General features: G+C 48.1%; 24 protein-coding genes. 6 read left to right on the top strand and 18 right to left on the bottom strand.

Annotated features, from left to right (window positions below; translation table 11 throughout):
* Positions 1–3 precede the first annotated feature (3 nt).
* The 12 genes from BN6539_RS06720 to BN6539_RS06665 all read right to left on the bottom strand — a co-directional run bounded on the left by BN6539_RS06720 (position 4) and on the right by BN6539_RS06665 (position 12904).
* Positions 4–1377 carry an MATE family efflux transporter gene (locus tag BN6539_RS06720; RefSeq protein WP_067535549.1) on the bottom strand — a complete coding sequence of 458 codons (1374 nt, stop codon included), beginning with the start codon at positions 1375–1377 and terminating at the stop codon, positions 4–6.
* A complete protein-coding gene (locus BN6539_RS06715; protein WP_067535546.1) occupies positions 1353–2474 on the bottom strand; it encodes a glycosyltransferase family 4 protein in 1122 nt (373 codons plus the stop codon). Before BN6539_RS06715 ends, BN6539_RS06720 begins: the two co-directional genes overlap by 25 nt.
* A 28-nt stretch (positions 2475–2502) precedes the next feature.
* Entirely contained in the window at positions 2503–2988 is a 486-nt protein-coding gene (locus BN6539_RS06710; protein WP_242869379.1) for a deoxycytidylate deaminase, read from the bottom strand.
* Positions 2972–3766, bottom strand: coding sequence for a tRNA pseudouridine(38-40) synthase TruA (truA, locus tag BN6539_RS06705; protein ID WP_067535544.1), 795 nt, complete (start codon positions 3764–3766; stop codon positions 2972–2974). The genes BN6539_RS06710 and truA overlap by 17 nt, the downstream gene beginning before the upstream one ends.
* A 2-nt stretch (positions 3767–3768) precedes the next feature.
* Positions 3769–4065, bottom strand: coding sequence for a ribosome assembly RNA-binding protein YhbY (gene yhbY, locus BN6539_RS06700; RefSeq protein WP_067535541.1), 297 nt, complete (start codon positions 4063–4065; stop codon positions 3769–3771).
* A 140-nt stretch (positions 4066–4205) separates the two neighbouring features.
* Positions 4206–5783, bottom strand: a complete 1578-nt coding sequence (locus BN6539_RS06695) for a sensor domain-containing diguanylate cyclase (RefSeq protein WP_187375463.1) — start codon at positions 5781–5783, stop codon at positions 4206–4208.
* 296 nt (positions 5784–6079) lie between these two features.
* Positions 6080–7474 carry an LVIVD repeat-containing protein gene (locus tag BN6539_RS06690; RefSeq protein ID WP_067535535.1) on the bottom strand — a complete coding sequence of 465 codons (1395 nt, stop codon included), beginning with the start codon at positions 7472–7474 and terminating at the stop codon, positions 6080–6082.
* Positions 7475–7738: 264 nt separating this feature from the next.
* Positions 7739–8593 carry an acetyl-CoA hydrolase gene (locus tag BN6539_RS06685; RefSeq protein WP_227142406.1) on the bottom strand — a complete coding sequence of 285 codons (855 nt, stop codon included), beginning with the start codon at positions 8591–8593 and terminating at the stop codon, positions 7739–7741.
* A gap of 20 nt (positions 8594–8613) precedes the next feature.
* The gene (locus tag BN6539_RS06680; RefSeq protein ID WP_067535532.1) at positions 8614–9549 is read right to left on the bottom strand and encodes a flavodoxin family protein; all 936 of its coding nucleotides are present in this window, start codon (positions 9547–9549) and stop codon (positions 8614–8616) included.
* Positions 9550–9649: 100 nt separating this feature from the next.
* The gene (locus tag BN6539_RS06675) at positions 9650–10951 is read right to left on the bottom strand and encodes an MFS transporter (RefSeq protein WP_067535527.1); all 1302 of its coding nucleotides are present in this window, start codon (positions 10949–10951) and stop codon (positions 9650–9652) included.
* A gap of 165 nt (positions 10952–11116) precedes the next feature.
* Positions 11117–12025: a LysR family transcriptional regulator gene (locus BN6539_RS06670; protein WP_067535524.1), complete on the bottom strand. Its 909-nt coding sequence runs from the start codon at positions 12023–12025 to the stop codon at positions 11117–11119.
* Positions 12026–12166: 141 nt separating this feature from the next.
* Positions 12167–12904, bottom strand: a complete 738-nt coding sequence (locus BN6539_RS06665) for a prepilin peptidase (protein WP_082907390.1) — start codon at positions 12902–12904, stop codon at positions 12167–12169.
* A gap of 153 nt (positions 12905–13057) precedes the next feature.
* Between BN6539_RS06665 and BN6539_RS06660 the strand changes: the two genes are divergently transcribed.
* Both BN6539_RS06660 and BN6539_RS06655 read left to right on the top strand, forming a co-directional pair.
* The gene (locus tag BN6539_RS06660) at positions 13058–14467 is read left to right on the top strand and encodes an aspartate-alanine antiporter-like transporter (protein WP_148484457.1); all 1410 of its coding nucleotides are present in this window, start codon (positions 13058–13060) and stop codon (positions 14465–14467) included.
* 165 nt (positions 14468–14632) lie between these two features.
* A complete protein-coding gene (locus BN6539_RS06655; protein ID WP_067535518.1) occupies positions 14633–16051 on the top strand; it encodes a basic amino acid/polyamine antiporter in 1419 nt (472 codons plus the stop codon).
* A gap of 208 nt (positions 16052–16259) precedes the next feature.
* Here BN6539_RS06655 and BN6539_RS06650 read toward each other — a convergent pair whose 3' ends face one another.
* Genes BN6539_RS06650 through hypB form a run of 3 tightly spaced genes read right to left on the bottom strand, consistent with a single transcriptional unit; the run spans position 16260 to position 19986 of the window.
* The gene (locus BN6539_RS06650) at positions 16260–16604 is read right to left on the bottom strand and encodes a hydrogenase maturation nickel metallochaperone HypA (protein WP_067535514.1); all 345 of its coding nucleotides are present in this window, start codon (positions 16602–16604) and stop codon (positions 16260–16262) included.
* A gap of 2 nt (positions 16605–16606) precedes the next feature.
* Positions 16607–19312 carry an FAD-dependent oxidoreductase gene (locus tag BN6539_RS06645; RefSeq protein WP_067535511.1) on the bottom strand — a complete coding sequence of 902 codons (2706 nt, stop codon included), beginning with the start codon at positions 19310–19312 and terminating at the stop codon, positions 16607–16609.
* Complete coding sequence (gene hypB / locus BN6539_RS06640; RefSeq protein WP_067535506.1) at positions 19312–19986, bottom strand: hydrogenase nickel incorporation protein HypB; 675 nt, start codon at positions 19984–19986, stop codon at positions 19312–19314. The genes BN6539_RS06645 and hypB overlap by 1 nt, the downstream gene beginning before the upstream one ends.
* A 174-nt stretch (positions 19987–20160) precedes the next feature.
* Here hypB and BN6539_RS06635 point away from each other — a divergent pair, with 174 nt between their 5' ends.
* Complete coding sequence (locus tag BN6539_RS06635; RefSeq protein ID WP_067535502.1) at positions 20161–20871, top strand: FadR/GntR family transcriptional regulator; 711 nt, start codon at positions 20161–20163, stop codon at positions 20869–20871.
* Positions 20872–20935: 64 nt separating this feature from the next.
* On the opposite strand, the gene BN6539_RS06630 is transcribed toward BN6539_RS06635, so the two are convergent.
* Complete coding sequence (locus BN6539_RS06630) at positions 20936–21571, bottom strand: class I SAM-dependent methyltransferase (protein ID WP_067535499.1); 636 nt, start codon at positions 21569–21571, stop codon at positions 20936–20938.
* 87 nt (positions 21572–21658) lie between these two features.
* Between BN6539_RS06630 and yeiL the strand changes: the two genes are divergently transcribed.
* Positions 21659–22309, top strand: a complete 651-nt coding sequence (gene yeiL, locus BN6539_RS06625; RefSeq protein ID WP_067535496.1) for a transcriptional regulator YeiL — start codon at positions 21659–21661, stop codon at positions 22307–22309.
* A 13-nt stretch (positions 22310–22322) separates the two neighbouring features.
* Entirely contained in the window at positions 22323–22868 is a 546-nt protein-coding gene (locus BN6539_RS06620; protein ID WP_067535493.1) for a hypothetical protein, read from the top strand.
* Between the two features lie 27 nt (positions 22869–22895).
* Here the strand turns inward: BN6539_RS06620 and BN6539_RS06615 are convergent, their stop codons facing one another.
* The gene (locus tag BN6539_RS06615; protein ID WP_067535489.1) at positions 22896–23696 is read right to left on the bottom strand and encodes a hypothetical protein; all 801 of its coding nucleotides are present in this window, start codon (positions 23694–23696) and stop codon (positions 22896–22898) included.
* A gap of 390 nt (positions 23697–24086) precedes the next feature.
* Positions 24087–25733 (bottom strand): glutamine--tRNA ligase/YqeY domain fusion protein, encoded by a 1647-nt coding sequence (locus tag BN6539_RS06610; RefSeq protein WP_067535486.1) that lies wholly within the window; start codon positions 25731–25733, stop codon positions 24087–24089.
* Between the two features lie 187 nt (positions 25734–25920).
* Between BN6539_RS06610 and BN6539_RS06605 the strand changes: the two genes are divergently transcribed.
* Positions 25921–26601: a TIGR00266 family protein gene (locus BN6539_RS06605; protein ID WP_067535483.1), complete on the top strand. Its 681-nt coding sequence runs from the start codon at positions 25921–25923 to the stop codon at positions 26599–26601.
* Positions 26602–26605: the final 4 nt, after the last annotated feature.

The raw sequence follows: 26605 nt of genomic DNA, 5'->3' as shown, positions 1-26605 counted from the left end.
GCGTTATAATCCGGTAATTACGTTGTTTACCCACTTTTTTGAAATGAATCGTCTTGTCAAGATGATGCACTTTACCACTTCCTCTGATTTAATCATCAAAACAGCGATAAAGATCGGTACATGCAGCACTTGGGATGCCAAAAACGCCAGCGGTACGGCTACCAGCCATACGCAGCTGCATTCCGCCATCATCGCAAAACGCGTATCACCGCCGCCCCGCAAGGTGCCGGTGATGTTGATGCCATTATATAAGTTCAGGCCCATGCACAGGCCGTAAATGACTAAAATTCGAAAGGCATAGGTCTTTCCCAAAGCGGTCAGACTAAAAAATCCAACCAACGGTTTTGCCGCCAAGACCAACAGCAGCCCCACCAAAATTCCCAAGACAGTGCCGATTTTCAGCAGCTTCTTTCCGAGAATATAGGTCTGCTCCCTTTCACCCTCACCCAGCTTCTCCCCCACTAAAATCAAAGCCGCGTCGCCTACGCTGAACGCTGCAAAGGAAAAAATGCTGTTGATGGAGGCCGCCGCCTGATAAGCGGCGTAAGCTGTCGTGCCGATCCTAGAAAAAGCTGCTACATACATGGATTGTCCCACACTCCAAAGCAGCTCATTGAGTGTAGTCGGCATGGAGTTCTTGACAATTCTAAGAACCATCTCTTTTTTCCAGCCAAAGAAGTCTCTGTAGCTGCCGTGAAAACAGTTGCTTTTTCTATGGGCGAAGATCAAACTGATTAAAACCTCCAGGAATCTGGCAATGGCTGTCGCCAGTGCCGCACCCGCTACACCCATAGCCGGCGCCCCAAATTTGCCGAAAATAAATATGTAATTCAGGCAGGTGTTGGTGCTGAAAACGACAGTACTGACAATCAATGGAACTCTGGTCTGCTGCGTAGCCTTAAATGCCATCTCCAAAGGCACGGAAAATGCCAGAAAAAAGAAGCACGCTGTGCCGATTTTCACATAAGGACGAGCCATTTCTATGATACGCGGATCATTAGAATAGATTCCCAAAATATTGTCAGTGAAGAAAAATGCCGAGACAAAAAAGACAACGGCCACGCAGAAAGCGACGACAATAGAGAAGCCTACAACTTTCCGAATGTTCTTATAGTCCTTTGCCCCATAGAATTGAGCCATAAAGGTAGCAGTCCCGCTGGTGAATCCATAGAGTATCAGATAATGGATGAAATAAATCTGCGAGGCGATGCCCACTGCCGCCAGGTCGGCTTCTCCCAGAAATCCGACCATCAAGTTGTCTATCAGATTCAGCGTAGCAGAGACTACGCCCTGAATGGAAATAGGCACTGCTATTCTTGCCAGCTTTTTGTAAAGCTGCCGGTTTTCGTTCTCTATTCTTCCTTCTGGTCTTGACACTGCATCTCCTGTTTTTCTTCTTTTCGTTCTTCTTTTGCAATATTTACGGCTTTAATCTGCGGCATCTTGTGGTTGGGATCTGTCAAAAACACATAGAGATAAATTGCCGCAATAGCTACGAGGACAAAGGAATCCTTATAGAGCTCGCGGCTGATCAAAACTGCCGCCATACCCATAATCGCACTGATGCCGTAAAGCATCAGAACTGCTCTCCGCTGTCCATAACCCGAAGCCATCAGTTTGTGGTGCAGGTGGCCTTTATCAGCTTCCATAATGGGCCTTCTGTTGATGACTCTGCGCACGATGGCAAAAAAGGTATCAAAGATAGGAATGCCCAAGACGATGACAGGCACTACCACAGCAATTACCGTGGAACGTTTTAACGGGCCTACTACAGAGAGCGCCGCCATCATAAAACCGAGAAATAAGGACCCGCCGTCACCCATAAAAATCTTTGCCGGATAAAAGTTGAACGGCAGGAATCCGATGCACCCGCCAGCCAGCGCCAGCATGGCTAGGCAGACCACCATCATGCCGTATTCATCGCCGTGAATGTAAGCCACATAAGCGATACAGAGGGCAGCAATGGAGGCCGTTCCAGCAGCCAGTCCATCTAATCCGTCGATCAGATTGATCGTATTTGTAATACCCACAATCCAAAGGATTGTAACGATAAAACACATCGCTGTACCAAAATGCAGCGCGCCTTCCCCGAAATAATTGCTGATAAATTTAATCTGCAGACCCATGTAATACATGAGAACCGCTACGAGGGTCTGGCCCGCAAATTTAATTTTCGCATCCAGATTCACCAAATCGTCTATTATCCCCAATAGGTAAATCAAAGTACCGCCTACAGCAACCGCAACTATTTTTTCGTTATCACCTGCGTAGATCAACAGCGACGCGATGGTCCCTATAAAGATGGCCAATCCGCCAAAACGCGGCATCGCTTTTGAATGCATTCTTCTGGCGTCCTTTGGTACGTCCATGGCTCCAATCTTGGGCGCAAGCTTCATCGCCACTGGCGAAAAAATCAGCGCCAGTACAAAGGAAGTAACAAAGGCTGCCAGTAATGTAATCCTAGTAATTTCCATAATACTATTTCAACATCTCCTAGTCTGTCTATTTATCCAGCATCACGATCTTCAGTCCTGCCTCATCCAGAATTTCTACAGAAAGATCGTCTGGATATCCTTCTTTTACTACTATTCTCTTCAATCCTGCGTTAATTATCATCTTTGCACAAATTGCACAAGGCTGATGTGTGATATAAATGGTTCCGTCTTCTATGCTCTGCCCCAGCGTCGCCGCCTGTATGATGGCATTCTGTTCCGCATGAAGGGCTCTGCAGAGCTCGTGTCTCTGACCTGAGGGGATCTTCAGCTTCTCTCTGAGGCAGCCGCCCAGCTCGACGCAGTGCTTGAGGCCTCTCGGCGCTCCGTTATAGCCTGTGGCGATAATATGCTTGTCCTTGACGATAACCGCTCCTACCTTTCTGCGCAGACAAGTAGATCTCTGTGCTGTGAGCTGTGCCATCTGCATAAAATACTCGTCCCAGCTGGGTCTGTCGTCAACAATCTGAACCATTTCTTCATGCCTCTCTTTCATATAACTCTCCATAATAAATTTCTACTAGATATAATCCTTCTGGCGGAGCCGTGTGTCCCGCCCTTTGTCTCTCCTTGCTCGTAATGATGGAGGAAATCTCCTGGGGCCTTTTTTTGCCCTGTCCCACTTCGACCAGGGTTCCCGCGATGATTCTCACCATGTTGTAGAGGAATCCGTCGCCAGTGATTTCGATTGCGATATCCCCGACTTCTCTGCGAAAAACATCCAGGCTGAACACTGTTCTCACTGTGGTTTCCCGGGGATTGCCGCCTGCCGCCTGGAAACAGGCAAAATCATGGGTGCCGACGATCAAAGCGGCCGCTTCCTGCATAGCCGCAAGATTCAGCGGGCTTTTTATCTGATAGCAGTAATTGCGGGCAAAGACGTCCATTTCCCCGCTGTTTCTGATGATATAGCGGTATTTCTTTCCTTTGGAATCAAAGCGGGCGTGAAAATCTGCCGGCATTTCTCTCACATCGCGGATACACACATCTGCGCACTTGCCTCTAACATTCATGCCGCCGCAGAGCAGATTATTCACTGCCAGCATAATCCTGTCCGTAGGAATGCCAAACTCTCCTCTAAAAGAAGCCCGCTGCCCCAAAGCGTGTACGCCAGCGTCGGTGCGGCTGGTCCCGTTTAGCGTGATTTCTTTGCCGCAGACCTTCGTCAAAGCCTGTTCCAACTGGCCCTGGACTGTACGAAGACCTGGCTGTCTCTGCCAGCCGCAGAAGTTGGTGCCGTCATATTCTATTGTCAGCAGAATATTTCTTTCCATGTCTATTTCTTCGGCAGTTCAATCTGCTTGTTATCCTTCGATTCTCTGTATAAGACAAATTTTCTGCCGATTGCCTGTACAAATTCTGCCTTCAGCTTCTCTGCCATATCGTCGGCTACGTCTTTAGGACTCAAGTCGGCACCTTCCTGCAGCTTGACTTTTACAAGCTCGCGGCAGTTCAGTCCTGTGTCGATTTCCTTAATCACATTCTCCGTAAGTCCCTGTTTTCCAATATATACTGTAGGGTCGACCTGCTGCGCAAGTCCCCTTAAATAGCTTCTCTGTTTGCTTGATATCATATTTAAATCCTCTTTCATCTTATTTCTAGTTATAATCCATTATAGTATACCATAAATCCCTATTTTTTTCTCTATTTAATTGATGAATGCCCATAATTTTGACGCTGCAGCAACAAAAAGAGGCGGCCGGCAGGCCGCCTCTATTGCTTTTTATAGTTCTGTTTATCCAGATACATGTTCAGATCAGCTTTTTTCTGCAGTTCTTTCAGATCATTGCAGCCCTCAGCTTTCGCTGACGCGAAGCCAAAAGCCATCGTAAAGGGATACTTTGCCTTGTGATTGCTTTTTTCAATTTCTTCTGTCAGCTTTGCCTGATACGCCTGGCCGTCCACGTCTTTTCCTTCTATAATTACTACAAACTCATCTCCGCCTATTCTGTACACATCGCCCACATTTCCTAAGACTTTTTTAATGCAACGCGCAGCGTCGATGAGTACCTGATCTCCGGCGCTGTGTCCATAAGTGTCGTTTACCTTTTTCAAATCGTTAAGATCGATCAAGATGAACGACAAGTTTGCCTTCTTTACGTCGCAGCCGGCTTTGTCGTCCATATAACGTTCATAAGCCGAGCGATTGCTAGTCTTGGTCATGATGTCCGTGAAAGCCAATTTGCTGAGCACGCGATTCTGCTCCCACTCTTCCAGAAATACGCCCATTCTCTTGATGTTGACCACAGTCAGAAGGAGGACAAAAATGATGATGCCCCAGCGATAATACAGACTGTTGTTGTTGCTGGTTCCCGACACATAGAAGTCTGCTAAGGCGACAAGGCCGAAGAGAACCAGCACAAAGATTGCAAATAAAATATCATTGGTAAACCGGGCTTCTCTGCTTTTGCATTCCCTGATGAGGGCGTAGACAATACAAATCAATGCAAAGACTAAAATCAAGTGAGTGGCCAGCAGCATCTGGGGAAAATCCGCCAAGTTGAGCATATAGAGCAAGGTCTGTACGATCATATTGAGAAGGATCACCATCTGGGCAAGATGCAGACCTTTCTTCCCATGATTACAGAAATCGGCCACAATATTGACGACGGGTATGGGCATAGCCATAAACGACCAAAAAGACAGGACTGTAATGATAATGGTGCTGCCCAAAAAGAACTGCGGCAGCAGAGAATCTGTCAGAATCCACATCGCTCCTGTGAAGGCGACGACACTCAAATGTAAAAACAGTCTATAATTGTATTTAAATCGCTTTGCCTTCTGCACCAGGTACAGAATAAACATGGCGACCGCAATGATGGCCATCAGCAGGGTACAAGCCAATACCCCGACGTTAGCCTTCGCATAGTAGAAGCGGATCTCACTGCCTGTGCCCAAGAGCATTTCCTCTACACTGAAACCGGCAAAACTGTATTGTTTCTCAAAACGGATAGAAATCGTCTTTCCACTGTACTGACTCTTCAGCGGTACATTGCACGACACGTTGCCCAGCATAGAGCCAAAAGGCGCCGTTGTTTCCTCCCCGTAGTCGAATATCTTCACACTGTCCACAAAGACCTGGCAGCTGGTATATTGATTGGAAAAAGACAGGTACTCGCTGCCATCCAGGTGGGGAAGCTCCGCAGTTAAAACCAGCGTATCAGTTTTATCTTTTCGATGGAAGGGAAAACTGTCCACCGTTCCCTGCCTGCCCCCTGCTTGGTATGTCCACCCCTTTTCAAAAGCCGGTTTCGTCATGAGCGGTATCCTCTGATTTGGAAAAGTGTCCATCTTAATGACTCCCACAGCGCAAATTACGGCACACAATAGGAAAATTGCAATCATCAAACTTTTCAGGCTGCATTTTCTCTTCATACTCTATCTTTCCACACTTTCTATCTATCTATATTAAAGTTATCATTTAGGCAAGCATATGTCAATTGAGGATTGTGCTCAAAAGCCGTTTTTTTTGCACTCATAAGAAAGTCACCCCTGATGCCCTTCTAAAATAAAAAATCAGAACCGGAATCTCCAAATGAAGCTTCCAGTCCTGATTTTTTTATTGAGTGAACAGATCGCTATAGAAACTATTTGTCTTCTTTCATCCTCAGAATATAGAATCCGTCGTCAAGAGCATCGATGATGATATTGCCTCTGTCGTCCACAATGCAGTCTTCCGTCGTCGCATTGCGCGGTCCAGGGAAGCCAGGGAAGTAGGATTCTTCCGGCTTCTTATTTGGATTCGGCGGAATAAAGTAAGCGATTTCTTTGATGTAATAGGGATCGCTCACATCGTAGACTCTGAGTCCCGCGTGGAAGTAACAGCAGTAGACTCTGTCCCCTCTCTGCTCCAGCCACGGTTTTCCATCCATCGGCTCGTGAAGGTTATGGGGTCCGAACGGTCCCGCATTGACTCTCTGCATCACATTGAAATTCTGATAAGGGAAGTCCTCCGGGACTTCCGGATATGGGAACTGTGCGATGAGGGTCGGTTTTGCCGGATTGCTGACGTCCACCATGTGGATGTTGTTCATTGCCTGCGGCGCCAGTTTCTTATCTGCTGGGAAGAACTGGAATCTTTCACCCTCGTTGGTTACTACTACCAGATCTCTTCCAGGCAGCGGCAGCGCCGTATGGGTCCTGGCTCCAGCCAGTTCGCTGCAGAAAGCCGGCATGAACCGCAGATTTCCCAGACACTTAGGGCGTGTCATATCCTCTACGTCCAGGACATAGAGACCGTCTCCGCAGTAACCCAGGTAAGCTTTGCCGTCTCTGACAAACGGAGGTCCGTGCATCCAGCCTTTGTCCATGAAAGCCGGCACATGCGGCGCCGTATGATCCACGGTTCTGCCGGGATATCCGTCTACGAACTGCTCCGGAGACCACCAGTTGCCCGCTTCTACGGGATTAGTCGGATCCGCGATATCGACGATTCTGTAAATCGTGCCCTCAAAGCGGTCCGATTCGCAGGAAAGATGGACATATCTGCCTCCGTTATACATAAAGCGATGTACGCCGATGGAGTGGGGTACGCCGCAGTCCCAGTAACCCAGAAATTTCGGGTTCAGCGGGTCTTCTTTGAGGCTGTAAATCCTGATGCCCACCTCACACTTCATGTTCTTCAGTTCAGACTGGTCCACCAGCGCGTCAGGGCCGGAGCCTGCGCTCATGGCGCAAATCATCAAGTCATCTGCAATCTGCAGCTTCGGCGTGGTGGTCGTCGGATATTCCTTCGGATCTACCAGCTGAAAATGCTTGATGAACTGCGGATTCTTCGGGTCTGTCACGTCACTGATCATGACGCCGTTCTTGGTGCCGCCGAAGCAGGCGCCGTAAAGGTAGTATTTACCTTCTTCCGTCTTATATAAAGCCATCTGGAACATGCCGCATTCGCCGTCCAGATTGCAGAAGGACTGGACTTCCAGGTTCTTGATATAACCTTCGTTGCCAGGTCCTTTTGCGTAGAATTTCTCTTCTGCCATATTGTCTCCTTCCTGTCTTGAATAGGCGAAAGACCGGCCGGCAGGGCCAGTCTCTAACCGTTCTTCACATTATACGACTCGCTCCTCACCAATCGAGCTTCTCTTCTCTCGCTCTCTTGGGGCGCATTGCCGTCGAGTGACACGCTTAAGCGCTGCACTCTTCACAGGGGACCTGCCAACGATTCTGCTTTGCTGAATCGGGTTAGGTCTCCCACCATAAGGTCTGTACTGCAATTTGCTGCCCGCAAATTGGGACCAGAACCATTATCTCATTGTAATATATCCGTTGTACTGTGTCATGTTGTCTGATCTAGCGATATCAGACAGGAACACGCTGGAGATACCGTAGGACTGTGTCAGATATGGGAAGTCCTCTGTCTCGAACCAGGCAGGTCTGCGCACTTTCTTGGCCGCCTTATCTACTGCCGCTTTCCAAGCGCTCGGCCCCTCGAACCACATTTCAACTACTCTGTCAAATTCGCAGCCGTTGGCTTCTTTGATGACTTTGCTGGACAGAATTCTCGTCGTCTCTTCACATTCTACGAAAGCTGGGATGAATTCGTCGCGCAGCCACTTGTCTCCAGTATCCTTTGCGTCGTCCGGGAATTTGATGACCATCTGCCATCTGTAGTTCGGGCCGTCCTCGATGGTCCGGCCTGCACCCTTGTAGTCCTCTTCCCACCAAACCGGAACAAAAGCGAAGATGAACGGCACCGTTCCTTTAGAAGCGTCGCCTTTTACTGCTCTGGCTTCGTCTCCTTCCACGTTTTCACACTGGAAATCTTCGTCAGGAAGATTGCCCTGCCATTTGAGCACGTCCGGAGGGAAAAACTCCGTCAGCGCCTTGTGGTGGTCAAACTGGGCGATGTTGTTCGGATTTGCCAGCCAGTAATGCTCCGTCAGCTGCATTTTAATCGCGCCAAAGCGTTCTCCGCCTTCTGGTACTGGCAATGCCTGATAAAAGGCATATTTAGATACGTAAGGTCCGAACTGAGAAATGCTGTCCGGAATGTGATATTTGTACAGCCAGTTCTCCAATTTTACTCTGTAATCCTCTTTTGCTACATCAACATAGATCAAGCTTCTCATCGGCTCAAAGCCGAGCATGTTCTTTGTCATGATTTTCTCATCTCCTGTTCTTATTTTGCCGGTTTGCTGGAAGAAATGAAATCGATATAGGCCTGCTTCTTCTGCTTGAATTCGTCGGTCTTCTTCCATTCCATCAGCTTGCCTTCGTTTTCTTTGATGTCATCTACATGGATGAACTTTCCTGACAGCGTATCGTGTGCGTGCCCTTCTGTCTCTGGATCAAAGTGGAAGGATACTTTTCCGTCTGTGACTTTGATTTCTCCCTCTAAGCCGCACGCACAGCAGACAGCCTTTGTTGCGTCGTCATTGAGATAGAAGTTTCTGCAGTGGCAGTGAGGACAGATTCCAGGATCGCCGATCCACTTGGCATTTTCGATATCTTTGGCTGCATTGGCGAGGTCCGCACCGATCTGATGGCTTCTCTTCACCTTTTCCTCTTCCATGACGATGCATTTTGACCAAGGGAATACTTCCGTATCCACCACGGTCCAAGCCGGTGTCAGGGACTGGTTGAAGAAGTCGCACTGGATTCTTGTGGACCAGTCGGAACCGCCGATGCCGATATAAGAAACGACTTTCTCTTTCAGCATTCTCTGGTCTGGCAGAGTTCCGCCAGTTTCCTCTGCAATCTTGCTGCCGACGATAATCATCGCTTTGTCGTTTCTCGGTCCCATTCTGTCCGTAATCGTTCTGAACAGGCCGGATGCGCCTTTTTCAAAGATTGGAATCGCCCAGACAATGCCGTCTGCGTCCATCATCTTGTCTCTCAGCCATTCGAAGTCGTCTTTGACTGGACAGGCTCCGCCTTTGCCGCTCATCAGACTCATTACGCAAGCCGTACAGCCCGTGCAGTGTTCAATATGTAGTTCGTTCAGGTTGATAAACTCAATTTCTGCTCCTGCTTCTTTTGCGCCCATGAGGGCTTCTTTGCACATTGCATCATTGTTACCGTTTTTGCTTCCGCCGGAAATGCCTAAAATCTTCATCTTAAAACTCCTCTTTCTATTCTCCTAAAATATTATACATTGTTTTCTATAATAAGACTAATGCCGATTTGGTTATTAATATGATTACTCGTGAAACGCCTTAGGAGGCTTTCCTCACCTCGTCCTCGCGTCTTCCGATATAAGTATCTGGTGTTGCCATCATGATGACAAGCGCCAGGGCTGCCAGTCCTCCAAGAACGCCATATGCGACCACGTAGGAGAAGGTCTGACCGATAATGCCTGTAATCGCTACGCCGCAGGCTCCTACTAAGGCTACCATCGGTTTCAGCACCTTATATGCCATTGGGAAGTCATAACGGCCCCAGATGGTGTTTGCCAGGGATACCAGGTAGTTGGACGCGCCGCCCAGCATCATAGCCAGGAACGGCAGTGACAGATACTGTGTCGGTTTCGTCGGAATCAGGTTCAGTACGATGGCGACGATGGCGATGACCTGTGTGATCAGAATCGCTTTCTTTGATCCTACGTGAGCGTCTAACTGGCCGCAAGCGTAGCTTCCTAAACAAGCCAGCCCTCCGGCAATACCCAGCATTGTAAAGATTTCTGGTTTCTGGTAGCCTGCCTGCAGGAATCTCGGAACGAAGTTGGTCATAATGCCCAGGGAGAGCAGTTCGAGCACGCCCAGAGAAAATGCCATCTTCCATACGGTAGCGGTTTTGAACAGCTTACCCGGCTTCCACGGCGATGTCTTCATATATGCAAGGCCATCGGCAAGTGCTTTATCCGCTTCCTCTTTTGAGTAAGATTTGTCGTTGTCAGGATAAGCGCCCGCCTGCTCCGGATAGTCTCTGATGAAAGCAAAGGCGATAACTGCGAAGACTGCTGCCACAATGGCATATGTAGTGTAAACCTTTTCCAGCCCCCCTGCTTCCAGCAGCTTCGTTACAAGCGGTGTGGTGATAGCAGCGGATAGCGGGAATCCGATGGTGACCCATCCCATGGCGATGCCCTTCTTCTTGGGGAACCAGTTGGAGATGACGTTCATGTTGGCGATGTAGCAGAATGCCATGCCGCAGACTGTAGAAACAGCCAGACAGACGAAGTAGATCGTGCTGCTCTGTGCGCCGCCCCAAAAGAAGCAAGCAACTGCTGTGATTGCCAGGGAGATGCCCCATGCAAATCTGATGTTGGTCTTGTTAGTTACAAATCCCCAGAATGCTGCACCCAGCACTGAAATCGCTGAGCAAACCGATGAGAATGCATACAGCGAATTGGTGCTCCATCCTCTTGTCTGTGCAAATGGTTCAATTACGACATTTAGCGAGTCGTTGATCAGTGAACTCTGCAGCAAGATGCACAGGAACGAAAAGATAATTACGAACCAGCCCTTAGAGCCAAAGTTGCTCTTGCTGGCCTTTACGGTAGTAGTTTGGTTACTCATAAATAATTCCTCCGATACTTAGTTTTGTTTTAGTGTAGATCACGTTTAAAATAAGTCCGTTAATTTTCTGTCAATTACAAGATACCAAATATTTGACCTGCCGTAAAATTCAAATAATTTATAAGCCCATAACTTGAAGTTATGGGCTCGGTGCAATACGTCTGACTATTCTGTTTTGTTATTCTGATAGATTTCTTCGTACATGTTGTGGTAGAAAGTGATGATCGGATTGAGATTATCCCTCTTCCAAGCCGCCACCAGTCTGACCTTCCCCAATTCCTCGCTGCGGTAATATTTGACGTTTGGACTTCTGGTCACCATAGTATCTTCCCTGGCGATACTGATCCCTCTTCCCATTTCTGCCATCATATTCATGTGATTCAAGTCCACGGCCTGAATCTCCTGGGGTACAAAACCTTCCATCATACACAGTTCCCGGAAATGCTCATACACTGCGAAGGTTTCTTTCTCGTCGGGAATGATGATCCTTTGATTTTCTAAATCTCGGATCTTGACGGTCCGTTTTCTTGTCAAAGGATGCCCTCTGGGAATTAGAAATCCCAGGTATACTTCCGCAACCTCTTCGTAAATCACATTCTTCACCAGCTGGGCTTCTTCTTCATATGTGACGACCATATCTGCCGAACCATCGTCAAGCCAGGTGCGCAGGTCGCGAAAGCCGCCTGATAACTTCTCAATTTCAATCTTCGGATAGTTTTCATCGATGTGGTTTAACACCCCTCTGGTAATTTCATTAAAAATCTGTCCGAAAAGCAAACCGATGGTCAAATGTCCTTCCTGTCCTGATTCCGCCCGGCGAGCCTTGTCAATGACGCCATCCAGAATCACTTCCATCTTCTGAAACTCACAGAGCATGACCGCTCCTGCAGCAGTCAGCTTGACTTTGCTGCGTTTCGTATCACGGTAAAATAGCTTCATGCCGCACTCTTCTTCTAAGGCCGCGATGTTCTTTGACAGTGCCGGCTGTGAAATGTACAGCTTCTCCGCCGCTCTCGTGAAATTCAAGCATTTTGCCGCTTCCATGAAGCACTGGGATTTCATATCTATAAACATAATACCACCTCTCTGCCGTTTTAGAAATTAAGTTGATTTGCTAAGTCCGACGCAAGCAGCATATTCCTGCGCCGGATTGCCAGACCACAACTGTCTTTATTCGCTGCGGCATCCTAACACTCCAGTCATTTCCTGCCCCGATCACAGTAGTAAAACATCTGCATAACCCCATAGAAACACCAGATAGACCGATGCGGCAATGGCAATGTAGGGAACCATAGCAACGGTATCGCTGCGCTTTATTTTTTTGCGGGCAAGGAGCCAAATCAAGTGAGCCGCGCTGATTAAGGTCGCAATCACAAAGATAATCAGAATACCATTAAGTCCTGTAATCAATCCCAGACTGGCAAATAGTTTGATATCTCCGCCGCCCAGGGTATCTCGCCTGTAAGCCATTTTTCCCAGTATGGCTACGAAACCCATAACGCCAAAGCCGACAGCGCCCCCAATCAGGCAGTCCAGCCAATTTCCATGAAAAGGGATAAATCCCAATGCGGTCAGCGCCAAAAGAATAATCAACTGGTCCGGCACAATCCGATATTTTTGATCTGCAATGGCCATCTCCAGCAGAAGCCATAGGGCGCAGATGCCGGCTATAGCAAACTGCCAGTCGTCCATGACCATCTTAATTCCTAATACGACGAACAACATTGTGAAGATGAATTTCCACGGATAACTCTTGACTCTCTGTGTATAAGGATCCAGCAATTCCTCTGACGGTTTTTCCCCATAATCGCAAAGCCAGGCGGCGGGCATTTTATTAAAGAAGTACACTGCACCGTTGCCAGCAAAAATTCCTGCTAGAATTGCCGCAAGGCACTTGATTCCAATTAGCAATATATCTGTCATCTCCAAAACCTCTCTTGTAAATCCGTTCATTATCTTTATGCTACCATATTTTTACATGTTGTACAACCGGAATATACAAAAAATAAACAAATGTACAAGTTTTCAATCTGTCGCTGGGGTTGTAACCCCTTTCTATTGCTATATAATTATTCATGGTATCTTTACTATTTATGGGAGGGTAGAATGCGTTTTATTCACTTTGACTACATGAGTCTGCTATTTAATCCCTTTGTGCTGATGTTCATCACCATCGCTCTGGGTCTGCTATTCGGTAAAATCAAGTTTGGAAAGTTCAGTTTTGGCGCATCGGGTGCGCTCTTTGCAGGTCTGGTCATCGGCTGGATCGTGTATAAATACGCCAACGGAATCTTTATGTCCGGCGACGAAAACGCGGCGGGTTTTGCTGCAGCATCGACCATTTTCTCAGGAAACAGCGGGAAACTGATTCACACGAATTTCTTTTCCACCTCTCTGATATTCTTTGTTGCGGCAGTTGGCCTGCTTGCGGCAAAAGATTTAGGTATCGTCCTCAGAAAATACGGCGCCAAGTTTGTCATATTGGGGCTGGTCATCACTTTGGTCGGCGCTGGCGCCACTTACGGCGCGACAGCCATCGTCAAGGGAACCAATGCCTATGCGGTATCCGGCGTCTATACCGGCGCGCTCACCAGTTCTCCAGGGCTGGCCTCCGCACTGGAGACGTCAGAAAAACATGCGGAAGAGACTGCTGCAGATTATGAAGCTTTGTCTGCCGAAAAAAAAGCTGCAGTCATTGACGTAATCAATATCAGCGACGACTACGATTTAAAGGCTTCTGAGATTCATAAACTGGACGCGGACATGATAAAAGCCTATGCCTCTAATGCAGCCGGACAGGTAGGTATGGGTTATGCCGTCGGTTACCCATTCGGCGTCATCGTAGTTATCTTAGCAGTTAATTTTCTCAATGTTATATTCCGTTTTAATGTGGAGGAGGAAAAGCGAAAATATGCATTGGAAATGGCCCAGGCAAAGAAAGACATTAAAGTCAAAGAAATCCCAACCACACCGTTCAATATCCTTTCTTTTGCCATCGTGTGTTTCGCCGGATATTTGTTGGGAAACCTGAACGTCTACATGGGTCCTCTCGGGTATGTCAGTCTGGAGTCCACCGGCGGCGTCCTCATTGCCTCCCTGGCGTTGGGATACGTCGGTAAAATCGGTCCCCTTTCCTTCAGAATGGACCCCAAAACCCTGGCCACGGTCAGAGAATTAGGCCTGGTTTTCTTTCTGGCTATTGTCGGACTCAACTACGGATACGGCGCGATTACGGCTTTGGCAGGCGCGGGTCTGACCCTTGCAATTGTGTCTATCATTGTCGGTCTGCTGGCAATCCTGGTCGGATTCCTCCTGGGCCGCTACGTATTTAAGCTGAACTGGGTCATGCTCTGCGGGGCCATCTGCGGCGGCATGACCTCCACTCCCGGACTGGGCGCCGCCACCGACGCGCTGGGCAGCGACGATCCCGGAGCAGGCTACGGCGCTACTTATCCGTTTGCGTTATTCGGTATGATTATTTTTACAATCATTACGTTTAAACTTCCGATATTGTAAACAAAATCATTCCTAAATCTACGCCGCAGCTGTAATACTATGACTAACAAAGGGAATCCTGTCTTTCATTTCACGTATGAAGCAGGTTCCCTTTTTTTCCAAGTATAAATCCTCACTTGTCACTCATATTAATACTATCTTTATTTACAAGCGAGGACACGAATTATGAGTGAACGTCAAGGCCTCGGCCTTTTTAAATTAACTTGTTTCGCCATAGGAACGACCCTGGCAAGCGGGGTTTTCAGCAGTTTTGCTGATATGGCAAACAACGGAGCAGGAACGCTTGCCGTTCTCATCGGATGGGCCATCGCCGGCATCGGCATGTACTGCTTAGCCATGTGTTTTAACAGATTGAGTATCGTAAAGCCCAATTTAAAAAGTGGTATTTTTGCTTATGCGAAAGAAGGCTTTGGTGAATATATCGGATTCAACGCTGCCTGGGGATACTGGATCAGCGCCATACTCTCTCAGGTTTCCTTTGCCACCCTATTATTTGCAGCCCTGGGGCAATTCATGCCCATGTTCGGCGACGGGAACAATTTGGCATCCGTCATCGGCGCTTCCCTTCTAATCTGGGCGTTCACCATATTAATCATGGGCGGCGTGCAAGAAGCGGTTACCATAAATGCTGTTATTGTCATCGCCAAAATCGTACCGATTATTGCCTTTATTATATTTATTATATTTTTGGGAGCCTTCGACTTCGATATCTTCCTGGACAATTTCCTCGGTCAGGATACCGGTCTTTCCCTTGGAAAACAGGTTCTTGAGACCACCTATACAACAGTTTGGATATTCACCGGTATCGAAGGGGCTGTGGTCATTTCCGGCAGAGCAAAAAATACAGCAATTGCTGGCAAAGCAACGGAACTGTCCTTTCTCTGCCTGCTAGTTCTCTATGTGTTAATTTCCATCCTCAGCATGGGAGTGATGCCGAGAAGCGAACTGGCTGCCCTGGGAAACCCTGCCATGGCAACTTTGTTGGCCAGCGTTGTCGGGCCTTGGGGCGCAACACTGATCAATATCGGTGTCATCATTTCCATTGCAGGCGCCATGTTCTCCTATACCATCGTAACTGCGGACAGCGCTTTTGCTCCTGCACTTCACGGCTGTTTTCCTAAATTCCTTACCGGTGAAAACAGAAAAAAGGCGCCGGTAGCAGCCTTGATTCTGACTGCCGCAGTGGTACAGGTGCTGCTTGTGGTCGTGTATTTTCAGTCATCCACTTATCAGGCCATGTATACCCTGGCAACCAGTGCCATCATGATTCCTTTTGTCTTGTCCGCCCTGTACTGCTTGAAAGTCACAATTCACGATAAGAGGCTAGGGCAAAACAACGTCACGTTCAAAGTATGGCTGATTTCCATTTTGGGAACGGTTTACGGCTTCTGGCTGCTCTTTGCAACTGGTATCAGCAATATCATCATATCCGCGTTGATGTTCGCTCCCGGTTTTTTCTTCTATGCATGGAGCAGACTGCAGCATCACCAAAAAATCTTTGATTCCATGGCAGATATCATCACATTTGTCGTCATCGCTGCCGGCTTTATCTTCTCCGTCTTCATGGGCGGCAGTCTGGCATAAACCACGGCTTACTATATGCGATGACAAGTTGAAGCAATAGGATATACGCGCAAAAACAAAATAGTCCTAATTCGGACCAATTCAATTTAGCCATATAATATACACACTGGCAATGGCACGAGAATAATAGGACAAAATGGCCTGCAAAGGTCGTTTTTATATAAATAGGCCGGAGGGCAAGGTTTTCCTTGTTCTCCGGCCATTATCATCAGCAGCCTTCTATCTCTTTGATATTGAACTCATCGCCAGATACCAATTCCGTCATAAATCCGCCGCAGTGGGGACACTGCTTCTTGCCCTCCAGGGTTGGATAGGTTTTCTTGCAATCCAGGCAGATGGATACAGCCGGCAGCCGCTCAATCTTCAGTTCAGCATCGGTCAGAACAGCAGATTTCTTATGCAGATACTTCCATGCATCGACGATGTAGTCCGGCAATACCGAGCTGACTTCGCCGATTTCCAAAGTAACACTTGCAATCTCGGTCAGATCATTTTCTGTCGCCAGCTTTTCCAGTGTATCCACTACGTGGACCACGATTCCAAATTCATGCATAATCAGCGCCTCTTATTTGCCTTCTTGTTTCTCATAATCTTAATCTGACGCTTTGCCGCGTATGGCAAAATGCCCTTCATCTTGTCTTCGCTTCTCATCATCTTGCTTGCTTCCAGCTCACGGTTCAGATGAATGGCATCGAACTCGCATTTCGTCGTGCAGACGCCGCAGCCGATGCACTGGTTGTAGTCCACCACGGAAGCGCCGCAGCCCAGACAGCGCGCGGTTTCGACGGCAATCTGTTCTTCGGTCAGAGGCTTGCGCAGATCACGGAAGGTAGTCTTTGCGTCCTCATCACTCCTGCCCGGCACCTGGCGGCTGGAATTGTCATAGCTGTCCTCCGCGATATCCAGATTCTTCTTATCCAGCTCGATGTACTGGCGCAGGTTTCTGCCGATGGTCAGGCTCTGTCCCTCGTGAACAAAGCGATGGATGGACACAGACGCCTCTTTTCCCGCAGCGATGGCATCGATGGCGAACTTCGGTCCCGTATAGACGTCGCCGCCCACGAAGATGTCCGGCTCAGCCGTCTGGTAAGTAACAGGGTCTGCTTCAGCACCGTTTCCGCGTCCCAGCGCAACCTTGCTCCCCTCTAAGAGGCCGCCCCACTGGATGCTCTGCCCTACACTGAGGAGCACGTTTTCACATTCCACCGTAATGGTATCTTTTTCGTCGTAAACCGGTGCAAATCGACCATTATCGTCAAATACCGATACACATTTCCTGAACACGACAGCCTTGACTTTGCCGTCTTCTGTCAAAATCTCCGCCGGTCCCCAGCTGTTGTTGATTTTGATATCCTCTTCTTCGGCCTCTGCCACCTCGTCATCTGCGGCCGGCATGATGTCGCGGCTTTCCAGGCAGTACATAGAAACCTCAGATGCGCCGCTTCTTGCCGCAGCTCTCGCTACGTCTACCGCCACGTTGCCGCCGCCGACGACCACGGTGCGTCCCGTCAGACTGGCGTCTGCGCCGCTGTTCACCTTGTATAAGAACTCAACGCCCGTATCCACGCCTTCTGCCTCCTCACCGGCAACGCCGATCTTGCGTCCGCCCTGGCAGCCGATGGCTATGTAAAATGCTTTGTATCCTTCTTCGCGCAGTCCTGCGATGGTCAGATCTTTTCCAACCTCGACGCCGCACTTGAACTCGACGCCCATCTGACGCAGCACGTCGATCTCCGCTTCGATGACGTCTTTTTCCAGACGGAAGGAAGGGATTCCGTGCATCAGCATACCGCCCGGCCTGTCAGCTTTCTCAAAGACTGTGACAGGATAGCCCTTTTGCGCCAGATAGAAGGCACAACTCATCCCAGCAGGTCCCGCGCCGATGACCGCAATCTTTTCTGCAAACGGCTTGTTCAGCTGGTTGAGCATCTGCGGCACGTAACGATTCTCCGCGTTCAACTCCTGCCGGGCAATGAAATCTTTGATATCGTCTATTGCCACTGGATCGTCGATCTCGCCTCTAGTACAGGCGTCCTCACAGCGGCGGTTGCAGATTCTGCCGCAGACAGCAGGGAACGGATTCTCTTTTTTGATCAGCTTGAGCGCATCCAGATAATTACCCTGGGCTGCCATTTTTATGTAACCCTGCACGGCAATATGAGCCGGACAGTTGGTCTTACAAGGGGAAGTTCCCGTGTCATAACAGTTGATCTGATTTTCGTCTCTGTAATCCGGGCTCCATTTCTCAGGACCCCACTTGACTGCGTCAGGCAGTTCCCGCACCGGATATTCGATAGGTTCCTTGGTGCAGAGCTTCTGTCCCAGCTTGACAGCTCCCGCCGGACAGTATTCCACGCACTGGCCGCAGGCTACGCACTTCTCTGTGTCCACTTTGGCGATGTAGCTGGACCTGGACATGTTCGGCGTATTGAAATACTGTGACGTACGCAAGGCGTAACAGGAACAGACGCAGCAGTTGCAGATGGCGAAGATTTTATCTTCACCGTCGATGTTGGTAATCTGATGTACAAAACCGTTGTCCTCGGCTCGCTGCAGAATCTCCATCACTTCGTCGATGTCGATGTAGCGTCCTTTGCCCGTCTCCACAATGTAGTCCGCCATATCGCCGACGCCGATGCACATATCGTCCTCCAGATGACCGCAGCCCTCGCCCAAAATTCGGCGGGAACGACGACAAGAACAGGCGCCCACTGCATATTTGCCCTCATACTTTTTCAGCCAGTGGGAAATATGCTCGATGCTGAGGGACTTCTGTTCTGTCGGTATGGCCTTTTCTACCGGAATGACGTGCATGCCGACCCCGGCTCCTCCCGGGGGAATCATCGGCGTAATCTTCTCAAGGGGCAAAAAGGACATCCGTTCGAACATCCGTGCCACCTCCGGATGGGTTTCCACCTGCTCTTTGTTCATGTTCATAAACTCTGCACAGCCCGGTACGAACATGGGCAGGACGTACTGCTTGTGATGGTCCGCATTTTCCCAGTTGTATTCCAAAAGGCCGATGACGCTCATCTCTTCCATCAACTGGTGGGTCAGCTCCACACTTTTGCCGCACTTCTTTGCGATGGCTTCCGGCGTGGTCGGCACTCTCACCTTCATGGCCAAAGCCACTTCTGCCATCTCATCCGTCACTACACACGCCAGTCCGTAGTATTCCGGATCTTCTACGGTGACTTTGTGGCCGATGCGGTCAGTAATCTTCTGACCGAGTTTTATGATCAATTCTCTCTCTTGTGCCATTATTCGTTCCTCCAATCATCCACTTCACATCTCAGCCAATCGGTCCAGGACTCAAACCCTTCGCCAGTCTTCGCCGATACGAAAAAAATCTCCGCCTTCGGGTTCAGCTTGTGAATCCGTTCTCTGACTGCCTCTGTATCAAAATCGTCAAAGACGCTCAGTGTATCGCATTTGTTGATTAAAACTACGTCGCTGATCTGGAACATCAGCGGATATTTCAGCGGTTTGTCATCTCCTTCCGGTACAGACAAAATCATCGCATTTTTGACGCTGCCTGTATCAAACTCTGCCGGACAGACCAGATTTCCCACGTTTTCCAGTACGACCAAATCCAGGTCATTCGCGCCGATTTCGGTAACGCCCTGTCTGGTCATATCCGCGTCCAGATGGCACATGCCGCCGGTGTGAAGCTGTATGGTTCTGGCTCCTGTCTCGGAAATGGCTCTGGCGTCCACATCGGAGTCGATATCCGCCTCCATGACGCCAATCTTCATCTCATCTGCCAGCATGTCGATGGTTCTCTTCAGGGTCGTCGTCTTCCCCGCTCCTGGCGATGACATCAGATTCAGCAGGAAGGTCTTCTCTTCCTTCAGCTGCTGTCTTAGCCTTTCCGCATCCGCGTCATTATCTGCAAATACGCTCTGCTTTACCTCAATGATCTTGAAATCTTTCATATTCTTACCACCTTGCAACTCACTGTCTGTTGGTCAGACCAAATTCCATAACGATTGTTATACTATTAACATACATGATGAAACACCTTTTGTCAACTAAATAAAGGAATCTTTACAAATATTCTGAATCGTGGTATCATATGGTCAGACCAGAACAGCATGGAGGAATATATTTTGAAATTCGAGAGCCTGAAAAGACCTACAATCAAAGAAGTGTTTATCAATAAGATGGAGTCGATGATTCTCTCTGGAGAACTGCCCGTAGGAGAAAAACTGCCCTCTGAACGGGCCATGGCAGAAGAAATGAATATCAGTAAGACAGCCGTCCACGACGGCCTGAAGGATTTGGAACGTTTCGGCTTTGTCAAATCGGTCCCCAAGCAGGGTACCTTTGTGGCAGATTATGTGGAGACTGGGTCGCTGGAAACTTTGACCGAAATCATCAAATACAATAACAATCGGATGGACGTCCAGACCTACCGTTCCATATTGGAGCTGCGCATGGTACTGGAACCGCTGGCATTTCAGCGGTTTGTCCAGAGAGTCACGCCGGCAGACTACGAAAAACTGCAGGAACTCTTTGATATCGCAGAGAAGATTCCGGCAGACGCGCAGCATGCCGGCCAGTGGGCAGACGCACTGTTCGCCTACCATCATTTCATCTATATCAAGTCGGGCAACAATCTATTCTCCCTGATTTACAACACATTTAAGCAGGTATCCCTCCTGCATTTCAAGAAATACTGCGAGACCCGGCGAGATCAAGCTGCCGTCTGCATCGCACGCCTTCACAAATATCTTCTGGCCGGAGATGGCGATGCCGCAGGTTCCATTTTGATGGAGGAGATTCGCCGCTACTGCCAATTGACAGGACTGGAGCTTTAAAAAAACACACGATATGCAACTTGAAACGGCGGGTCGAATCACCCGCCGCTTTTTCTGTCATTTATTACTTATTATTTCTGCCGATAAAATAAAATCCATTGGACTGATTTCCGTTCATGGTTGTAAAAATCAAGTGCTGATACTCCAGTTCTCTGAAATCTGCCAGCAGTGCTTTGATCCATCGCTCGTCGTGGTGTCTGCATACAGCTCCTTCCGGCAGTTCGAATACGCCGTATACACCGTATTTGTCCTTATATTTCTCATAACGCGGCAGATTGTGATCGTCTGTGTTCAAGAGAAAATCATTGACATAGAGAATGCCGCCTGGCTTTAGTACGCGCTGGATTTCTTTGATCAGACGCCTTTGCTCCTCATCGTCTCTGATGCAAGTCAAAACGGCAAAGAGGATGACCGCGTCGGCTCCGTCGTCAGGCAGGTCGATTTTTTCCTCTTCCTTAACTCGTAAGTCGAGAGTGGGAAACTGCTGCTTTCCTCGTTCTATCATGCCCTCTGCAAAATCAAAACCAAGGAGATTTGTAAACCCCTCCTGCTGCAACTCATTCAGCGTGCGTCCATAACCACAGCCGATGTCCACAATCGCATCTGTCTTTTTTACGTACTGACCAAAAGCCTCTGTCTGAAATGGTGTAGTAAACTTCTTTTCTTCTGAAACACTGTCCCAGTATTCTTTCTGTTCCATGTTTAGCCTCCTTTTATTGCATTGTACCACGAATCAGGGTAATATGAATATGAGATATCTCACATTATTTACGGAGGTTCTAATTTCATGAAATCATTCCCCCTTGCGGAGTTCTTCAGCTTTGATATTGCGCCCTATTGTTCTACCGCGAAATTCGAAAGCGGCCAATCTATTTTAAAGGAAGGCTCAGAGACTGCCCGCCTATACTACCTGTCCGAGGGCAGGGCCAAATTGTTTCTCACTCACGAGAATGGGCGAACTTCTTTGGTCAGCTTCCTCGACGCCCCCTGTTTCATTGGCGAAATGGAATTCTTAGGCGCGCAACAATGTACAAACGGCGTGACAGCAATTACACCGTGTACATGTTACAGAATTGATACCGCTGCCTGCCATGCGCAAATTATGAATGACGCAAAATTTCTCCGCCAGCTCTGCCTCTTTTTGAGCAAAAAAGCGCTGCGCAATACAGCAGTATATTCAAAAAGCCAGGCCTATCCCCTGGAAAATCGTTTGGCCGCCTTTATTTCCACTGCTGCCACTGGCGGCGTCTACCGAGAGAAGCATACGGAGGCGGCAGAATTTCTAGGCGTCTCCTACCGCCATCTGCTCTATGTGTTAGCAGATTTCGTCAAAAAAGGGATTTTGACGAAAAACAAGAGCGGATACCTAATAACAGATTCCCAAGCTTTGCACGATCTGGCAGATAGCGTCAGCATCTATGAATCATCTGGATTATAGAGAGGTGAATGTAATGAAGAAAGAAAACATCAATATTGTTACCATCCTACTTTGCATCGTATTGATTGCCTGCCTGGCATTCAGCGTCCGTCATATCTATCAGCTGCGGCACTACATCGACCGTTCTGTATACCAGAGCCTCGATGGTATCAACGACCAGCTTACGGCGTTGGGTGAAGAATTAAAGGAAATGGATGCTGATTCCATCACAAGGCCGCAGTTCAAAGAACTCATTGACGATTTCTATTACGGATGTTACAGCAACGCCATGGCAATCAAGGATTTCAAACGAGCCAATAAAATGTACGCAGAGTACGATATATTTGATGTGGGTCTCTATTCTCAATGGCTGAAATTCGAGTATGCAGATCACGAGGACAAGCTGACACCTGCGGTAAGGAAAAAAATCTTCACTTCGCTCAGCGAAATCTGTTATGCCTGGGACGACTGTCTCGCTCATAGCAGTCCTAATTACGACTTCCAAAGCGATCCGAAAAACATCGCCGGAAAAATAGAGGAAGTCAACAATATCGCGAGCGAATATATGGACGAACTGTAAGGCTGCCTCCGGTGCAAAGCCGCTCAATCACCTCCGATAATACGGCAGCAGGTGTTCACGAATCATCTTGTCGATATAGGGGCTGCTGCAATTGCCCTTGGCGTCATCCTGAGTGATGATCAGATTTCTGCCGATGTGAAAGCCCAGCTTTTGATACCAATATAGCTTGTCCGCGTTATGCTTGCAATATTTTTCTTTCGTCAGCATGCCCAGATGTTCCCACAGCTTGACCTCCCCATTGGGCAGATCAAAGGTGAAATCCGGCTGCAGCGGCCATTCATCTCCCTCATAGCGTGGGAAGTCTTTTTCGTAGGAAAAGGGAATGCCGTAGCCGGTCAGGGTATTGGTGATAATGACTTCAGACTTAGACCGTACCATCTGTCCGCAGTTCGTCTCATGGATGTGCTTTTCCGGATCAAAGTGGTATTGAATGGGCTTGCCCTCTTCATCCAGAGTTTGCGCGCTGCCCAAGGCAGCGACGGCATCGCGATAACTCTTGGACAACTGCCCTATGATATCCGTAAAAGCGTTGGGCTGATATTGTTCTTTTAATTTCTGCAGCGCCCTTATGTTCTTTTCAGCGGCGGTCAGCGTTACCTCACTGACTCTTTTGTCAAGCAGCGCCTTGATCAAGTCTTTCTGATTTGAGATATTAGACTGCCGAACACCTCCTTCTACTCTCTTCTGGTGGTAAAAGGCAGTCTTACCCTTCCTCTGCTTACTGCACAGCGATCCTTCCGGGCATCTCTTCAATGTCTGTTTACTTTTCTTTGCCAAAATACGCTGTAGAAATATCTCTGCATCTATAAATTCCAAAAAATCTTCCATGGCCTCACCTCCTATACTTAAATATACCATAAATGTAATTATTTTACAATATATTATGCGATGTCTTTTCCAAATTTTCGGCAAACCGGCGTAAATTGGCTTTTACCGGTGTGCAAGCGCCGTTTTTTGCTGGCGTGAGTCTGCTCTGCAGGCAGTCTCTTGCTCAAATGTATGGATTTGCTACAAAAACTGATCATTTTATACAGAGTTAACTTATTACATAGAATTAAATCACTCGCAAAACATCGAGAATCCCTTCAAATTCGGCAAAAAAACGGCGCTATGTATAGAAAAAAGTGTATTTTGCGCCTGATGTTCCAAAATCAAAGCCCTATAAAAAGCCCTCTAAATAGAAAAACTGCCGCACAGTGGTGCGACAGTTTACATATTTTATTTATTTGGTTTCCAGGAGCTCTTCAAATCCACGATTCGATTAAAGACCTTCTCGTCTGCCGTGGTCAGCTTGCTGTCTGCAATATAGTAGCCATGGCGGAAGAACTGGAATCGTTCGCCCGGTGCAGCTTCAGCCAGAGACGGTTCTGCGTAGCCCCAGGTTTCTTCGACGGAATTTGGATAGAGGACGTACTCGCCATTCTCGTCTTCAATCATCAGATAGTTATAGTTTCTGATCTTCACCTTCACAGCAGTCTTCGCATCCACGAAATGAATGGTGCCCTTCACCTTGCGGCCTTCGAAGCCTGAGCCGCTTCTCGTCTCTGGATCGTAGGTGCAGAGTAATTCTTTGATGGAGCCGTCGTCGTTTTTCACTACGTCGTTACATGTGATGAAGTAAGCGCCCTTGAAGCGGACTTCGTTGCCTGGGAAGAGGCGGAAATACTTCTTCACCGGCACTTCCATGAAGTCGGCGCCGTCCACATAAAGCTCGCGGGAAAACGGAATCTTGCGGGTGCCCATTTCAGGCACTTCCTTGTTGTTCTCAAGTTCCACCATCTCGGTCCGCTCTTCTGGATAGTTGGTGATGACCACTTTGATCGGATTCTCGATGACGTTGCGGCTTGGCACCTTGGCTTTGAGATCTTCACGCACGCAGTGCTCCAGCAGGGAAACCTCGACAGTGCTGTTGGATTTTGCCACGCCGATCCTCTCGCAGAAATCGCGGATGGCTTCTGGCGTATAACCGCGGCGGCGCAGGCCTGCGATGGTCGGCATTCTCGGGTCATCCCATCCGTCAACCACCCCGTCATCCACTAGCGCTTTTAGGTGGCGCTTGCTCATCACCGTGTTGGTAATGTTTAGGCGGGCAAATTCAATCTGCTGCGGCGGTGTCTCCCACCAGCCGACTTCTTTCAGAACCCAGTCATACAGAGGTCTGTGATCCTCGAACTCCAAAGTGCAGATGGAATGGGTGATGCCCTCGATGGCGTCTTCGATCGGATGGGCAAAATCGTACATCGGATAGATGCACCATTTATTTCCTGTATTGTGATGTTCTGTATGCGCAATTCTATAAATGATAGGGTCTCTCATGTTGATGTTCGGAGAGCACATGTCGATTTTTGCTCTGAGCACGCGTTCCCCATCGGCGTATTTTCCAGCCTTCATCTCCTCAAACAGCTTAAGGTTCTCTTCTACGCTCTGCTGTCTGCACGGGCTTTCTTTACCGGCGCAGGTCAAAGTCCCTCTATATTCCTTCATCTCTTCGGCGTTAAGATTGCAGACATAAGCCTTGCCCTTTTTAATCAGTTCCACCGCTGCCTCGTACATCTGATCAAAGTAGTCGGAGGCCCAAAGGCGCTTGTCCCATTGCCAGCCCAGCCATCTTACGTCTTCTTCGATGGAGTCAACATACTCCACATCTTCTTTGACCGGATTGGTGTCGTCATATCTCAGATTACACTTACCGCCGTATTTTGCTGCCGTAGAAAAATTCAGGCAGATGGATTTGGCGTGCCCGATGTGCAGATAACCGTTTGGTTCTGGCGGGAATCTAGTGTAAACTTTATCCCCATATTTTTTTTTTTCTAAATCTTTATCAATGATTGCATGAATAAAATTAGTTGAAACAGGTTCACTCATTTAAAATTCCTCCAAATGCTTCGTATTAGTACATATAATATGTTAGTATACCATAAATTGCCCAATTACAAAACAAAATTTACTAGGAATTTCAAAAGCTCAATACAAAACTACTTTACAGTCCATGCCGCCATCTGATAAAATTTAATTAACATTAGGTATTGCCCGAAAAAGAAAGGATAAGTTTATGAATTATAAAATTGTCGGAGAACCATTACCAGCAGTAATCTGTGACTTGGACTCAGGTGAAGCCCTAATAACAGAAAGTGGAGCGATGAGCTGGATGACACCGAATATGAAGATGGAAACCACCAGCAACGGCGGAATCGGAAAAGCTCTAGGCAGAATGTTCTCAGGGGATACCCTTTTTCAGAACAGATACACTGCTCAAGGCGGTCCGGGTCAAATTGCCTTTGCCTCCTGTTTTCCCGGTTCCATCAAAGTCTTTGATATCGCCCCAGGAAAGGAAATGATTGTTCAGAAAAGCGCATTTCTTGCCAGTGAGGCCAGCGTAAACCTTTCAATTTTCTTCCAGAAAAAAATCGGTGCCGGCTTCTTTGGAGGCGAAGGTTTTATTATGCAGAAATTGTCAGGTCACGGTACTGTTTTTGTAGAAATTGACGGATATGCTGTGGAATACAATCTTGCAGCGGGCCAGTCTATGGTCGTAGATACTGGGTATCTGGCCGCTATGGACTCTACTTGTTCCATGGAAATCGTTTCTGTTCCTGGCGTTAAGAATATGCTCTTCGGCGGAGAAGGCGTATTCAACACAGTCGTCAAAGGTCCTGGAAAAATCATCTTACAGACTATGCCAATCAACGTAGTTGCAGGCGCTGTAAGGCCGTTTATTCCGACATCCAACTAAAGAC

The sequence above is a fragment of the Emergencia timonensis genome (assembly GCF_900086585.1).
Taxonomy (GTDB): domain Bacteria; phylum Bacillota; class Clostridia; order Peptostreptococcales; family Anaerovoracaceae; genus Senimuribacter; species Senimuribacter timonensis.
The sequence above is the reverse complement of the archived record's forward strand: the minus strand, read 5'-3'. Positions and strand labels throughout refer to the sequence as shown.